The following is a 13,415-nucleotide window of genomic DNA, read 5'->3' as shown; positions in this document are numbered from 1 at the left end:
GGCCCGCCCGCCCCTCCCGGGACCCGCAGCGCCCGTACCGCCGCGTCCCCCGTTCGGCCCAGGGAACACGCCTCCGCGCCGCGGGGCGTATGAGGATGAACGGGTTGATACTCGCCGCAGGGGCGTACACGTACCCCCCTTGGTAGGAATGGAGGGCGGTGCGGGATGCAGTTCGACGACAACGCCAATCTGGACACTTCCGAGGTCAAGGACGTACGCGGCAGCCGCATCCCGGGCGGGAAGGCCACGGTCGGCGGCGGCATCCTCGGGCTCATCGCGCTGATCATGGGGCTGCTGTTCGGGGTGGGCCCGGAGCAGCTGGGCCTGTCCGACGGAAGTCCCGAGCCCGCGGCGACCTCCTCCTCCGCCGCCCAGGTGCAGCAGAGCTGCAAGACCGGGCAGGACGCGAACACCAAGGAGGACTGCCGGCTGGTGGCGGTGATCAACAGCACCCAGGACTTCTGGAAGCAGGAGTTCGCCAGGCGCGGCGCCCAGTACACCCCGGCGCAGACCGTGTTCTTCACCGGCAAGGTGGGCACCGCCTGCGGTGCGGCCACCTCGGCGGTCGGCCCCTTCTACTGCCCCGGTGACCGGCAGGTCTATCTGGACCTGGGCTTCTTCAACGAGCTGCGCACCAAGTTCGGCGCGAGCGGCGGCCCCTTCGCCCAGGCGTACGTGGTGGCCCACGAGTACGGCCACCACATCCAGAACCTGACCGGCACCCTGCAGAAGGCCCAGGACGGCCGGCAGGGCGCGAACAGCAATGCGGTACGGGTCGAGCTGCAGGCCGACTGCTACGCCGGCGTCTGGGCCCACAACGCGACGAAGACCCCGGACGAGTCCACGGGCAAGCCCCTGATCACCAGCCTCACCGACCAGGACATCCGGGACGGCCTGGACGCGGCGGCCGCGGTCGGCGACGACCGGATCCAGGAGAAGTTCCAGGGCCGGGTGTCCCCGGAGTCCTGGACGCACGGCTCGGCCGAGCAGCGCCAGCAGTGGTTCTACCAGGGGTACCGGACGGGCGACATGGCCCAGTGCAACACCTTCCGCTGAGTGTCGGCGGCGCCTGTCATGCTGTGACGTGGCTCACTTTTCACCCGCGGGCCATCCACCCACGGCACGAGAGGGAGTGATCGTCATGGCAGGCGTTCCGTCCATCTGTCCGACCCTGCTGTACACCGATGCCAAGGCCGCCATCCAACTGCTCACGGAAGCCTTCGGCTTCACCCAGGTCGCGGCGTACGAGGGTGAGGACGGCGCGGTGGCGCACGCCGAGCTGTCCTACGGGAACGGCATGGTGATGCTCGGCAGCAAGGGCACCGGCAGCGCCTTCGACAAGGCGATGGAGTCGGCCGGCCCGACCGGGGTCTACGTACTGGTCGACGACGTGGACGCGCACCACCGCCGGGCCGCCGAGCACGGCGTGGAGATCCTGACGGAGCCGACCGACCAGGACTACGGCTCGCGGGACTACATGGCCCGCGACGCCGAGGGCAACGTGTGGAGCTTCGGGACGTACGCGCCGCAGGTCTGACCGAAGTCCCTGCGGCGCGTACGACGCCCGTACGGGGCGCTACGCGCCGCCGGTGTGCACCTGGAAGGCGGCCCGGCGCACCGCCTTGGCCAGGGCGGGATCGGGATGGGCGGCGGCGAGCGCGACCAGCACCTGCACGGTGCGGGGGTGCCCGACCGCGCGGACCTCGTCCAGCAGCCGCGGAACCGTGGTCCGCACCGCGGAGTCCAGGTGGCGGGCGAGCAGCTCGGCCTCGCCGTGGTCGGCGATGGCGGCCGCGGTGTCCACCCAGAGCCAGGTCTGCTCCTCGGCGGTGAGCACGTCCTGCGCCTCGTCGGGGTCGACCCCGTCGTGCTCGGCGAGCCAGAGCAGGGCGTAGGGGCGCAGCGCGGCCTCGCGGGTGGCCTTGCGCACCTCGGGCTCGGCGGGGGCTCCGACGACGCGCAGGGCCTCGAAGGCGAGCCCGCGCAGCAGGGCGTCCTCGCCGCGGGCCGCGAGCAGCAGCTCGGAGACCGCGTGGCCGACGGGCCGGGCGGCCAGCCAGGCCTGGTACTCGGCGCGGGCCGGGCCGGGGGTGAGCCGTGCGCAGCCGTGGAGCATGGCGGCGGCGGACTGCTCGATGTTCCCGGCGGGGCTCTGCGCGGCGACGCAGATCTGCTCCAGCTTGACCCAGACGGCCCAGCTCCCGAGCGGGGTGAGGGTGGCCCGGGCGGGGCCGAGGGTGACGGCGTCCACGGCGGCGAGTCCGCCGAGCGCCCAGCGCAGCAGCCGGGCGAGCGGGACGGGCGGCGCGGCCGGTGCGGGACCGGACGGTACCGGGCCGGACGACGCGGGGCCGGCCGGTGCGGAGTCCGTCGGCGCGGAGCCCGTCGGGCCCGCGGACGGGGACTCCGCCTGCGCCGTGGACTCGTAGGGGACCTCGCACCGCTCGTCGCGCAGTTCCTCGACGCGCTGCCCGAGCAGGTCCAGCAGATCGGGGACGGTCACGGGCCCGGCGGAGAGCTGGAGCAGGGAGAGCAGTTGGGGCATGGCCTCGACCACCTCGGCGACGACCGCGGGGGCGATGTCGGCGGGGGCGGGGTGCACCAGCGACCACGCGTCGAAGAGCGCGACCCAGCCGCGCAGGACGGCGGTGTCGTCCCGGTCCCAGGCGCGCAGGCGCCAGCCCGGACGGGCGTGCCCGCCGTGCATCTCGATGAGGCCGGCGAGCCGGGCGCGGTCCCAGCCGACCCGGATCTGGCCCGGTGTCAGGCTCAGCTGGGCGGCGGCGCGTTCGGCGTCGGCGGCGGGCAGGGCGCCCGCAGGCGCGGGCCCGGCACCGTCGGCGCCGCCGAGGTGGAGCTCGGCCCAGCGGGCGAGCCGTACCGCGTCGGCGAGGGAGGCGCGGGCCCTGTTCGCGAGGTCGGCCGTGGCGGGAGTACCCGCCGGAGGCCGCGGGGCGGTCCGGGTGCGCCGGTCGGTCACCGCCTTGCGGGCCGTGGCCACGGACCGCGGGGCGACGAGTCGGAGTCTGGAGTCGCGAGCCAACTGCTCATCAGGCTTTCGGGACGTCACGTGAGCAGTCTCGCCCGTCACTGGCCGAAAGCCCAAACGGAACCAGCCATTGCCACAAGAGACCCCGGGAGCAGAACGGGACAACTCACCCTCTCTGCCCCGTCCGCCCCACACTCTTCGGACAACTCGTCCGACGGTCCGTCACCCGGTGCTTCACATGAAAGGGGTCAGGAAGCGGCGCAGCGCCTCTTCGTAGGCGGCCGGGTCGGCGTTCCACATGGCTCCGTGGGCCGCGTCGGAAACGGAGTGCAGGGTGACGAGGTCGGGGCGGGCCGCGGCGAGCCGGCGTGAGGGCTCCCAGGGGGCGAGCGCGTCGTCGGGGCCGTGGAAGATCAGGACGGGGACCTTCAGTGCGGCCGGATCCGACCCCGGAGCCCGCCGGTCGGCGCGCAGGCCCGCACGGCCCTCGGCCGCCTTGACGGCGAACGGGAGCAGGGGGGCCGGGGTGCGGCGCGCGGCGGCGAGGGCGCGCAGGGTGGCGTGCCAGTCCAGGACGGGCGAGTCGAGGACCAGCCCGGAGATCCGGTCGGCCAGCGCCGAGCGCTCGACGGCGTGCAGGGCCATGGTGGCGCCGGTCGACCAGCCGTGCAGGACCACGCGGCGGGCGCCGTAGCGCAGGGCGTAGCGGATGGCGGCGTCGAGATCGCGCCATTCGGACTCGCCGAGGTGGCCGAGGCCGTCCGGTGACTCGGGGGCGCCGAGGTCGCCCCGGTACCCGAGGTCCAGGACGGGGAGCTTGTTGCGGTGGAGGAAGGGCATGACCACCATCGGGTGCTCGCGGGTGGCTCCGAGCCCGTGGACGGTGATCACCCAGGTGTCGCGGGCCCCGGGAACGAACCAGGCGGGCAGCGCGCCGAGCTCGCCGGGGACGTCCACGTCGGCGTGGTCCAGACCGAGGGCGGTACCGGGGTTGCCCAGGTGGACCTGGGGGGTGAGGGTGACGCGGGTTCCGGGGTCGAGGCTGCCGTGGGTGACGGCGACGAGCCGGCGCACCACGGTGTCGGGGCCGTGCGGGGCGTCGGGGAGGACGGGCCCGACCACGGCGTGCACGCCGGGGGCGGTGAGCCCGTAGGTGCCGGGGCGCAGGGAGGCGAGCGAGCGGGTCAGCTCGATCCGGCCGGCCGCGGTGGAGTGGACGGTGAGGCGGGGGCTGCCGGGGAGCGGGCGGCCGGGCTCGGCCCGCAGGGCCGCGTCGGCGGCGTACCGGCCGGCGAGCGCGGCGGCCGTGACGGCGGTGACGGCGGCCGCGCCGGCGCCGAGCAGGGTCGTGGTGACGGCGGCTGCCGTCGCGGTAGCGGTACGCACCGCTCCAGTGTCGAGGCGGACGGGGCGGCGGGCCACCGGAGGGAATCGTTCCACCCGGAGGCCGGGAGGGGTGGAACGGGAGGTGATCTAGGTCTCTTCGGGGGTCCCGGGTGAACGGGAGCACCTACCGGAAGTCCCTCCCCGAAACGTGCGGACACCCCGCCGTGACATGCATTAATCGACATATCAACGCCCCTCCCGGGACGAAGGTCCCGATCGGGTGCCGTATCGATACACCACATGAACCCTGGCAGTTCACCTTCCGTTCATCCAGGTTGCCTACGGTCCACGAACCACTGACGTCAAACAGAAGCCTGGGTAAATGGAGCACATAACGCTTCTCCTCGGGATCGTGATCATCACCGCTCTCGTGTTCGATTTCACGAACGGTTTTCACGACACGGCCAACGCGATGGCCACCACCATCTCGACCGGCGCCCTCAAGCCCAAGACCGCGGTGGCGATGTCCGCCGTGCTCAACCTCGTCGGCGCTTTCATGTCCGTGGAGGTCGCCAAGACGATCTCCAAGGGACTGGTCAACGAGGAAGGCATCCAGCCGGAGGTCATCTTCGCCGCCTTGGTCGGCGCGATCCTCTGGAACCTCGTCACCTGGCTGGTCGGACTGCCCTCCAGCTCCTCGCACGCCCTGATGGGCGGCCTGATCGGTGCGGCCGTGGCCTCCGCCGGCATGGGCGCCGTCAACGGCAGCGTCGTCGTCACCAAGGTGCTGATCCCCGCGATCGCCGCGCCGCTGGTCGCCGGCTTCGCCGCGTACCTGGCCACGAAGGTCACGTACAAGGTCGGCAAGGGCATGGGCGAGAAGACCTCGGCCAAGGGCTACCGCGCCGGCCAGATCGCCTCCGCCGGTCTGGTCTCGCTGGCTCACGGCACCAACGACGCGCAGAAGACGATGGGCATCATCACCCTGGCGCTCGTCGCCGGCGGCGCCATCGCTCCCGGCTCCAACCCGCCGGTCTGGGTCATCGTCTCCGCCGGCCTGGCCATCGCGATGGGCACCTACCTGGGCGGCTGGCGCATCATCCGCACCATGGGCAGCGGCCTGACCGACCTGCAGCCGCAGCAGGGCTTCGCCGCCCAGACCTCGGCCGCCAGCGTCATCCTGGCCTCCTCCTCCCTCGGCTTCTCCCTCTCCACCACCCACGCGTGCTCCGGCGCCGTCATGGGTTCGGGTCTGGGACGCAAGGGCGGCGTGGTCCGCTGGTCCACCGCCTCCCGCATGTTCATCGCCTGGGGCCTGACCCTCCCGGCCGCGGCCCTGGTGGCCGCCGGTGCCGAGCTGGTCATGCGCACCGGGGACATCGGCGTCGCCGCCGTCACGGTCTTCCTGATCGGCTCCTGCGTCGCCATCTGGCTGATCTCGCGCCGCCAGGTCGTCGACCACACCAACGTCAACGAGGTCGCCACGGCCGACGCCGAGGAGCCGGGCGTGGTCACCACGGCCATCGCGGCCGTCAGCGTCCCGCCGACCACGGCCGTCGCCGGCAGCACCGCCGCGGTGACGGACGAGGAACTGAAGGCCACCATCCCGGCCGCGACGACGACTCCCGCGGCTCCGGCCGCGGCCGTCTGACCCCGAGAACGACAGAGGATTCAGCGGTATGAAGATCGACTGGGAAGCACTCGGCTCCGTCTTCGGTGTCAGCCTCTCCGCCACCGTCGTCCTGGTGACCCTGTTCACCCTGGGCCTGATGGGACTCTCCAAGCACGAGGCCGCCACCGAGCAGGGCGGCGCCGCCACCCTGGCCCGCAGCGGTGCGTACGCCTGCTTCGCGCTCTGCGCGGCGGCCGTGGCCTACGGGATCTACCTGATCGTCGCCTAGGCGACGGACACCACGCCCCGTACGAAGGCTCCCTCCGGGTTCGTCCCGCAGGGAGCTTTCGCATGCCCGGAGCGTGCCCGGAGCCGCTTCCCCCCACCACCCCGCCGCAGGTCAACGGCGAGTTGACGGGCCTTCGCGCTGCGTGGTGGACTGCCCGAGCCATTACGGCGGCATGGAGAGGAAGTCCGGTGCGAATCCGGCGCGGTCCCGCCACTGTCACCGGCGCGCTCGGCCATCCGGCCGGGGTGCGGCCGGAAGCCAGGAACTCTCGCCGCCGGACACGTCGAACCAGGGCGCGGACCCTGAGTGAGGACATACCTGCCACCATGCGTGCCGATCGCGTCTTCGCGTACGGCGTCACGGCGGGCCTGATCGGCGACCGGATCCTCGGGGATCCGCGCCGAGGGCACCCCGTGGCCGCCTTCGGACGAGCCGCCGCCGCCGTCGAACGTGCCCTGTGGCGCGACGACCGCGCGCGGGGCGCCCTGCACACCCTGCTGTGCGCCGGAGGCGCGGCCGCCGTCGGCGCGCTGGGCGCCCGCGCCGTGCGCTCCCGGCCCGCGGCCGCCCGTATCGCCCTCACCGCCGCCGCCACCTGGGCCGTCGTGGGCGGCACCTCGCTGGGCCGCGAGGCCCGCGCCATCGGCGGCGCGCTCGCCGCCGGGGACGCCGAGGTGGCCCGTGAGCGGCTGCCCCGCCTGTGCGGGCGCGACCCGCAGGCCCTGGACGAGCAGCAGATGGCCCGCGCGGTCGTCGAATCGGTCGCGGAGAACACCTCCGACGCCGTGGTCGGGGCCCTGGTGTGGGGTGCCGTCGCCGGCGTCCCCGGGCTGTTGGCCTTCCGCGCCGTGAACACCCTGGACGCGATGGTCGGCCACAAGTCCCCCCGCCACCTGCGCTACGGCTGGGCCTCGGCCCGGCTCGACGACGTGGCCGGCTGGCCGGGCGCCCGGCTGACGGCCCTGGCCGCCGTACTGGCCGGGCCCGACCGGCGGGGAGCCGTACGGGCCTGGCGCGCGGACGCCGCCAAGCACCCGAGCCCCAACGCGGGACCCGTGGAGTCCTCCTTCGCCGGGGCGCTCGGCGTGCGCCTGGGCGGGACCCTGGCGTACGCGGGCCGGGTCGAACACCGGGCCGTGCTCAACGGTGCGGCCGGGCGGCCCGTGGAGGTCGCAGACATCGAACGGGCGGTGCGGCTGTCGCGCCGGGTGACGTGGCTGGCGCTCGGGGCCTGCGTGGCCGTCCGGACGCTGGTCGCCCGTACTACGGAAAAGGGGCGGCCCGCATGAGCGGCGGCGCGAAGCGCGGCGGGGGCCTCCTCGTCGCCGGTACGACCTCGGACGCGGGCAAGAGCGTGGTCACGGCGGGCATCTGCCGGTGGCTGGCCCGGCAGGGCGTGAAGGTGGCCCCGTTCAAGGCCCAGAACATGTCCCTCAACTCCTTCGTGACGAGGGAGGGCGCCGAGATCGGCCGCGCACAGGCCATGCAGGCCCAGGCGGCCCGCGTGGAGCCCACCGCGCTGATGAACCCGGTGCTGCTCAAGCCCGGCAGTGACCGCAGCAGCCAGGTGGTGCTGCTGGGCAAGCCGGTGGGCGAGATGAGCGCGCGCGGCTACCACGGCGGCAGGCAGGAGCAGTTGCTCGGCATCGTCACGGACTGCCTGGAGCAGTTGCGGGGCACGTATGACGCCGTGATCTGCGAGGGGGCGGGCAGCCCGGCCGAGATCAACCTGCGCCGGACCGACATCGTGAACATGGGCATCGCGCGGGCCGCGCGCTTCCCGGTGGTCGTCGTCGGCGACATCGACCGGGGCGGGGTCTTCGCGTCCTTCTTCGGCACGACGGCGCTGCTCTCGCCCGAGGACCAGTCGCTGATCGCGGGCTACCTGGTCAACAAGTTCCGCGGCGACGTCACCCTGCTGGAACCGGGCATGGAGATGCTGCGCGGCCTGACCGGGCGGGCGACGTACGGGGTGCTCCCCTTCCAGCACGGGCTGGGCATCGACGAGGAGGACGGCCTGCGGGTCTCCCTGCGGGGTGCGGTACGGGAATCCGTGGTCGCCCCGCCCCTGGGCCAGGACGTGCTGCGGGTCGCGGTCTGCGCGGTGCCCCTGATGTCCAACTTCACGGACGTCGACGCGCTCGCGGCGGAGCCGGGCGTGATCGTGCGGTTCGTGGACCGGGCCGAGGAACTGGCCGACGCCGACCTGGTCGTCGTCCCCGGCACCCGCGGCACGGTCAAGGCCCTGGCCTGGCTGCGCGAGCGCGGGCTCGCGGACGCGCTGGCCCGGCGGGCCTCCGAGGGCCGGCCGGTCCTGGGCATCTGCGGCGGGTTCCAGCTCCTCGGCGAACACATCGAGGACGAGGTCGAGTCGAAGGCCGGCTCCGTGCCGGGGCTCGGGCTCCTTCCCGTCCGGGTCCGCTTCGAGCGGGAGAAGACCCTGGCGCGGCCGGTGGGTTCGGCGCTGGGCGAGGCGGTGGAGGGGTACGAGATCCACCACGGCGTGGCCGAAGTCCTGGGCGGCACCCCCTTCCTGGACGGGTGCCGGGTCGGAGAGGTGTGGGGCACCCACTGGCACGGCTCGCTGGAGTCGGACGGCTTCCGGCGGGCCTTCCTCCGCGAGGTCGCGGCCGCGGCGGGCCGCCGTTTCGTCCCGGCCCCGGACACGTCGTTCTCCTCCCTGCGGGAGGAGCAGCTCGACCTGCTCGGCGACCTGATCGAGGAACACGCGGACACGGACGCCCTGCTCCGCCTCATCGAGGGCGGCGCCCCGTCGGGCCTCCCCTTCCTCCCGCCGGGCGCACCGTGAGCGGCGCAGCCCTGCGGGGGCCGTCCCCTACCCACCCTTCCACCGTTCCCCGGGCTCTGCCCGGACCCGGTCCTCGAACGCCGGACGGGCTGAATGTGCCGCGCAGCGGCACATCTCAGCCTCGCCGGCGTTTGAGGCGCGGGGTCTGGGGCGGAGCCCCAGGGAACGGGCGAAGGGCGGGGAGGGGAACTCCGCCCCGCGCAGCGGGGCACCCGCAGCCCGGCCGCGCCGTCCATGCCCGCCCGCGCACGCGTATCCGTACACACGCCCAAGAAGGGGCCACCGCATGAGCACGCCCTACCCGTTCACCGCACTGGTCGGCCAGACCGACCTGCGCCTCGCGCTGCTGCTCAACGCCGTGAGCCCCGCGGTCGGCGGTGTGCTCGTGCGCGGTGAGAAGGGGACCGCCAAGTCCACCGCCGTCCGCGCCCTGTCCACCCTGCTCCCGCAGGTGGACGTGGTGCCCGGCTGCCGGTTCAGCTGCGCGCCCACCGCCCCGGACCTCGCCTGCCCCGACGGCCCCCACGAGCCGGGACCGGCCGCCGCGCGGCCCGCCCGGATGGTGGAGCTGCCCGTCGGCGCCTCCGAGGACCGGCTCGTCGGCGCCCTCGACATCGAACGCGCCCTCGCCGAAGGCGTGAAGGCCTTCGAGCCCGGCCTGCTGGCCGACGCGCACCGCGGGATCCTGTACGTCGACGAGGTCAACCTGCTCCACGACCACCTCATCGACCTGCTCCTCGACGCCGCCGCGATGGGCGCCTCCTACGTGGAGCGCGAGGGCGTCTCCGTACGGCACGCCGCCCGCTTCCTCCTCGTGGGCACGATGAACCCCGAGGAGGGCGAGCTCCGCCCGCAGCTGCTCGACCGGTTCGGGCTGACCGTCGAGGTCGCCGCCTCCCGCGAGCCGCTCCAGCGGGTCGAGGTGGTGCGTCGCCGGCTCGCCTACGAGGACGATCCCGCGGGGTTCGCGGGCCGCTGGTCCGGGGACGAGGAGGAGGTGCGCGCCCGGGTGGTGGCCGCGCGGGAGCTGCTCCCGCAGGTGCGCCTCGGCGACACCTCGCTGCTGCAGATCGCGGCGACCTGCGCCGGTTTCGAGGTCGACGGCATGCGCGCCGACATCGTGATGGCCCGTACCGCGACCGCGCTCGCCGCCTGGGCGGGGCGGACCGAGGTGCGCAAGGAGGACGTGCGGCAGGCCGCCCTGCTGGCGCTCCCCCACCGGCGCCGCCGCAACCCCTTCGACGCGCCCGGCCTCGACGAGGAGAAGCTGGACCGGATCCTGGACGGGTTCCCCGACGACGAGCCGGAACCGGAGCCCGAGCCGGAGCCGGAGGGTCCGGGCGAGGGACCGCAGGACGACGGCCCGGACGGCGGCGGCCCCGACGGCGGGGGCGGCGTACCCCCGCAGGGCTCCGGACCGGACGCGCCCGAGGCCGAGCCGGAGGCTCCGGCCGAGCCCGAGCAGCTGCCCGAGTCCCAGCCCTCCGCCCAGGAGAACGAGGCGGCGGCCGGTCCGGCCGAGCAGGCGCCCGTACGGGCCGCCGAGCCGTTCCGCACCAAGATGCTCAGCGTCCCGGGCCTCGGCGAGGGCGCGTCGGGCCGGCGCTCGCGCGCCCGCACCGCGCACGGCCGCACCACCGGCGCCCAGCGCCCGAGGGGCCAGCTGACCAAGCTGCACCTGGCGGCGACCATCCACGCCGCCGCCCCGCACCAGAAGGCGCGCGGGCGCACCGGGCGCGGGCTGGTGGTCCGCAAGGACGACCTGAGGCAGGCGACCCGCGAGGGCCGCGAGGGCAACCTCGTCCTGTTCCTCGTCGACGCCTCCGGTTCCATGGCGGCCCGGCAGCGCATGAGCGCGGTCAAGGGGGCGGTGCTGTCCCTGCTGCTCGACGCCTACCAGCGCCGGGACAAGGTCGGCCTGATCACCTTCCGGGGTTCCACCGCCGAGCTCGCCCTGCCGCCGACCTCTTCCGTCGACGCCGCCGCGGCCCGGCTGGAGAAGCTGCCGACCGGCGGCCGCACCCCGCTCGGCGCCGGGCTGCTCAAGGCCCACGAGGTGCTGCGGATCGAACGGCTGCGGGACCCGAGCCGGCGCCCGCTGCTCGTGGTCGTCACCGACGGGCGGGCCACCTCGGCCGGGTCCGTCGGCGGCGACCCGCGCGAGCTGTCGGCGCGCAGTGCCCGGCTGCTGGCGGCCGGCGGGGTCGCCTCCGTGGTCGTGGACTGCGAGTCGGGTCCGGTCCGGCTCGGGCTGGCCGGCGTACTGGCCGCCGATCTGGGCGGCCCGGCCGTCACCCTCGACGGGCTGCGGGCCGATTCGCTGGCCGGGCTCGTGAAGAACGTTCGTACCCCATCCCCGACCCTCAGGAGGGCCGCGTAATGCCGCAGGGACAGCCGTCCGTCGTTCCGGACGACGGACTCACGACGCGTCAGCGCCGCAACCGCCCGCTCGTCTTCGTCCACACGGGGCCGGGCAAGGGCAAGTCGACGGCGGCCTTCGGTCTGGCGCTGCGCGCCTGGAACCAGGGCTGGCCGATCGGGGTGTTCCAGTTCGTCAAGTCGGCGAAGTGGAAGGTCGGCGAGGAGAACGCGCTGAAGGTGCTCGGCGCCTCCGGCGAGGGCGGCTCCGTCGTCTGGCACAAGATGGGCGAGGGCTGGTCCTGGGTCCAGCGCGACGCCCAGCTCGACAACGAGCAGGCGGCCAAGGAGGGCTGGGAGCAGGTCAAGCGCGACCTGGCCGCCGAGACGCACAAGCTGTACGTGCTGGACGAGTTCGCGTACCCGATGCACTGGGGCTGGATCGACGTGGACGAGGTCGTCGAGGTGCTCCGCAACCGTCCCGGGACGCAGCACGTGGTGATCACCGGGCGCAACGCACCGGAGAAGCTGGTGGAGTTCGCGGACCTCGTCACCGAGATGACCAAGGTCAAGCACCCGATGGACACCGGCCAGAAGGGCCAGAAGGGCATCGAGTGGTGACCTCGTTCAACGTACCGAGACTGGTCATCGCAGCGCCCTCCTCCGGCAGCGGCAAGACCACCGTGGCGACGGGCCTGATGGCGGCCTTCTCGGAGCGCGGCCTCGCCGTGTCCCCGCACAAGGCCGGGCCCGACTACATCGACCCGGGCTACCACGCGCTGGCCACGGGCCGGCCCGGGCGCAACCTGGACGCCTTCATGTGCGGGCCGGAGCTGGTGGCTCCGCTGTTCGCGCACGGGGCGACCGGATGCGATCTGGCCGTCATCGAAGGCGTGATGGGGCTCTACGACGGGGCCGCGGGGCGGGGCGAGCTGGCGTCGACGGCGCAGGTCGCGAAGCTGCTCCGGGCGCCGGTGGTGCTGGTCGTCGACGCGTCCTCGCAGTCGCGGTCGGTGGCGGCGCTGGTGCACGGTTTCGCCTCCTTCGACCCGCAGGTGCGCCTCGGCGGCGTGATCCTGAACAAGGTCGGCTCCGACCGGCACGAGGTGATGCTGCGGGAGGCGCTGGAGGAGGCGGGGATGCCGGTCCTCGGCGTCCTGCGGCGTGCTCCGCAGGTGGCCGCGCCCTCGCGGCACCTGGGGCTGGTGCCGGTCGCCGAGCGGCGGCGCGATGCGGTCGCCTCGGTGGAGGCGCTGGCGGAGCAGGTTCGGGCAGGCTGCGACCTGGAAGCCCTGATGGCCCTGGCCAGAACGGCCCCGCCGCTGGTCTGCGAAGCCTGGTCTCCGGTGAATCCAGCCTCGCCGGCGTTTGAGGCGCGGGGTCTGGGGCGGAGCCCCAGCGGCGGCGCCGCACCGGTCGTCGCCGTCGCAGGAGGGGCCGCCTTCACGTTCTCGTACGCCGAGCACGCGGAGCTGCTCACCGCCGCCGGAGCGGAGGTCGTCACCTTCGACCCCCTCCGGGACGAGCGGCTCCCCGACCACACCACCGGCCTGGTGATCGGCGGCGGGTTCCCCGAGGTGTACGCGCCCGAGCTGTCCGCGAACGAGCCGCTGCGCAAGGCCGTCGCGGCCTTCGCCGCCGCCGGCGGCCCGGTGGCGGCCGAGTGCGCCGGGCTGCTGTACCTGGCCCGTTCGCTGGACGGCAAGCCCATGTGCGGGGTGCTCGACGCCGACGCGCGGATGTCGGAGCGGCTCACGCTCGGCTACCGCGAGGCGGTCGCCGTCTCCGACAGCGTCCTGGCACCGGCCGGGACCCGGCTGCGCGGGCACGAGTTCCACCGGACGGTGATCGAGCCGGGCGCCGGGGCCGCGCCGGCGTGGGGCTTCACGCATCCGGAACGCCGGGTCGAGGGGTTCGTCGCCGGTGGTGTGCACGCCAGCTACCTGCACACGCACTGGGCGGCCGAGCCTTCCGTGGCCCTGCGGTTCGCCGAGGCCGCGGCAGCGCATCGGTGAACCGGAGCCGCCCGGGG

The 13,415-nt window shown here is 74.1% G+C and carries 11 protein-coding genes and 1 riboswitch; of the genes, 9 read left to right on the top strand and 2 right to left on the bottom strand.

The features are described from left to right. Positions 1-165: 165 nt before the first annotated feature. Both OG898_RS22385 and OG898_RS22380 read left to right on the top strand, forming a co-directional pair. Positions 166-1,056 carry a neutral zinc metallopeptidase gene (locus OG898_RS22385; RefSeq protein ID WP_250742258.1) on the top strand — a complete coding sequence of 297 codons (891 nt, stop codon included), beginning with the start codon at positions 166-168 and terminating at the stop codon, positions 1,054-1,056. An 85-nt stretch (positions 1,057-1,141) separates the two neighbouring features. Next, complete coding sequence (locus OG898_RS22380) at positions 1,142-1,537, top strand: VOC family protein (protein WP_266958878.1); 396 nt, start codon at positions 1,142-1,144, stop codon at positions 1,535-1,537. Between the two features lie 39 nt (positions 1,538-1,576). Here the strand turns inward: OG898_RS22380 and OG898_RS22375 are convergent, their stop codons facing one another. Then, complete coding sequence (locus OG898_RS22375; protein ID WP_250742340.1) at positions 1,577-2,980, bottom strand: hypothetical protein; 1,404 nt, start codon at positions 2,978-2,980, stop codon at positions 1,577-1,579. Between the two features lie 243 nt (positions 2,981-3,223). Next, positions 3,224-4,375, bottom strand: coding sequence for a S9 family peptidase (locus OG898_RS22370; RefSeq protein ID WP_250742260.1), 1,152 nt, complete (start codon positions 4,373-4,375; stop codon positions 3,224-3,226). A 322-nt stretch (positions 4,376-4,697) separates the two neighbouring features. Between OG898_RS22370 and OG898_RS22365 the strand changes: the two genes are divergently transcribed. The 7 genes from OG898_RS22365 to OG898_RS22335 all read left to right on the top strand — a co-directional run bounded on the left by OG898_RS22365 (position 4,698) and on the right by OG898_RS22335 (position 13,398). Beyond that, entirely contained in the window at positions 4,698-5,966 is a 1,269-nt protein-coding gene (locus tag OG898_RS22365; RefSeq protein ID WP_250742261.1) for an inorganic phosphate transporter, read from the top strand. Between the two features lie 28 nt (positions 5,967-5,994). Then, on the top strand, positions 5,995-6,216 hold the full coding sequence (locus tag OG898_RS22360) for a hypothetical protein (RefSeq protein WP_243338472.1): 222 nt from the start codon (positions 5,995-5,997) through the stop codon (positions 6,214-6,216). A gap of 176 nt (positions 6,217-6,392) precedes the next feature. Beyond that, positions 6,393-6,484, top strand: a riboswitch (cobalamin riboswitch). 58 nt (positions 6,485-6,542) lie between these two features. Further along, complete coding sequence (locus OG898_RS22355; RefSeq protein WP_266958874.1) at positions 6,543-7,505, top strand: cobalamin biosynthesis protein; 963 nt, start codon at positions 6,543-6,545, stop codon at positions 7,503-7,505. After that, positions 7,502-9,025 carry a cobyric acid synthase gene (locus OG898_RS22350; RefSeq protein ID WP_266958872.1) on the top strand — a complete coding sequence of 508 codons (1,524 nt, stop codon included), beginning with the start codon at positions 7,502-7,504 and terminating at the stop codon, positions 9,023-9,025. The genes OG898_RS22355 and OG898_RS22350 overlap by 4 nt, the downstream gene beginning before the upstream one ends. 286 nt (positions 9,026-9,311) lie before the next feature. After that, on the top strand, positions 9,312-11,405 hold the full coding sequence (locus OG898_RS22345) for a putative cobaltochelatase (protein ID WP_266958870.1): 2,094 nt from the start codon (positions 9,312-9,314) through the stop codon (positions 11,403-11,405). Next, positions 11,405-12,004 (top strand): cob(I)yrinic acid a,c-diamide adenosyltransferase, encoded by a 600-nt coding sequence (gene cobO, locus OG898_RS22340; RefSeq protein WP_250742265.1) that lies wholly within the window; start codon positions 11,405-11,407, stop codon positions 12,002-12,004. Before OG898_RS22345 ends, cobO begins: the two co-directional genes overlap by 1 nt. Next, the gene (locus tag OG898_RS22335) at positions 11,998-13,398 is read left to right on the top strand and encodes a cobyrinate a,c-diamide synthase (protein ID WP_266958868.1); all 1,401 of its coding nucleotides are present in this window, start codon (positions 11,998-12,000) and stop codon (positions 13,396-13,398) included. Before cobO ends, OG898_RS22335 begins: the two co-directional genes overlap by 7 nt. Positions 13,399-13,415 lie beyond the last annotated feature (17 nt).

This window comes from Streptomyces sp. NBC_00193, assembly GCF_026342735.1.
In the GTDB taxonomy this organism is placed as follows: Bacteria; Actinomycetota; Actinomycetes; order Streptomycetales; family Streptomycetaceae; genus Streptomyces; species Streptomyces stoeckheimensis.
This window is presented reverse-complemented; position numbering and strand designations above follow the sequence as displayed.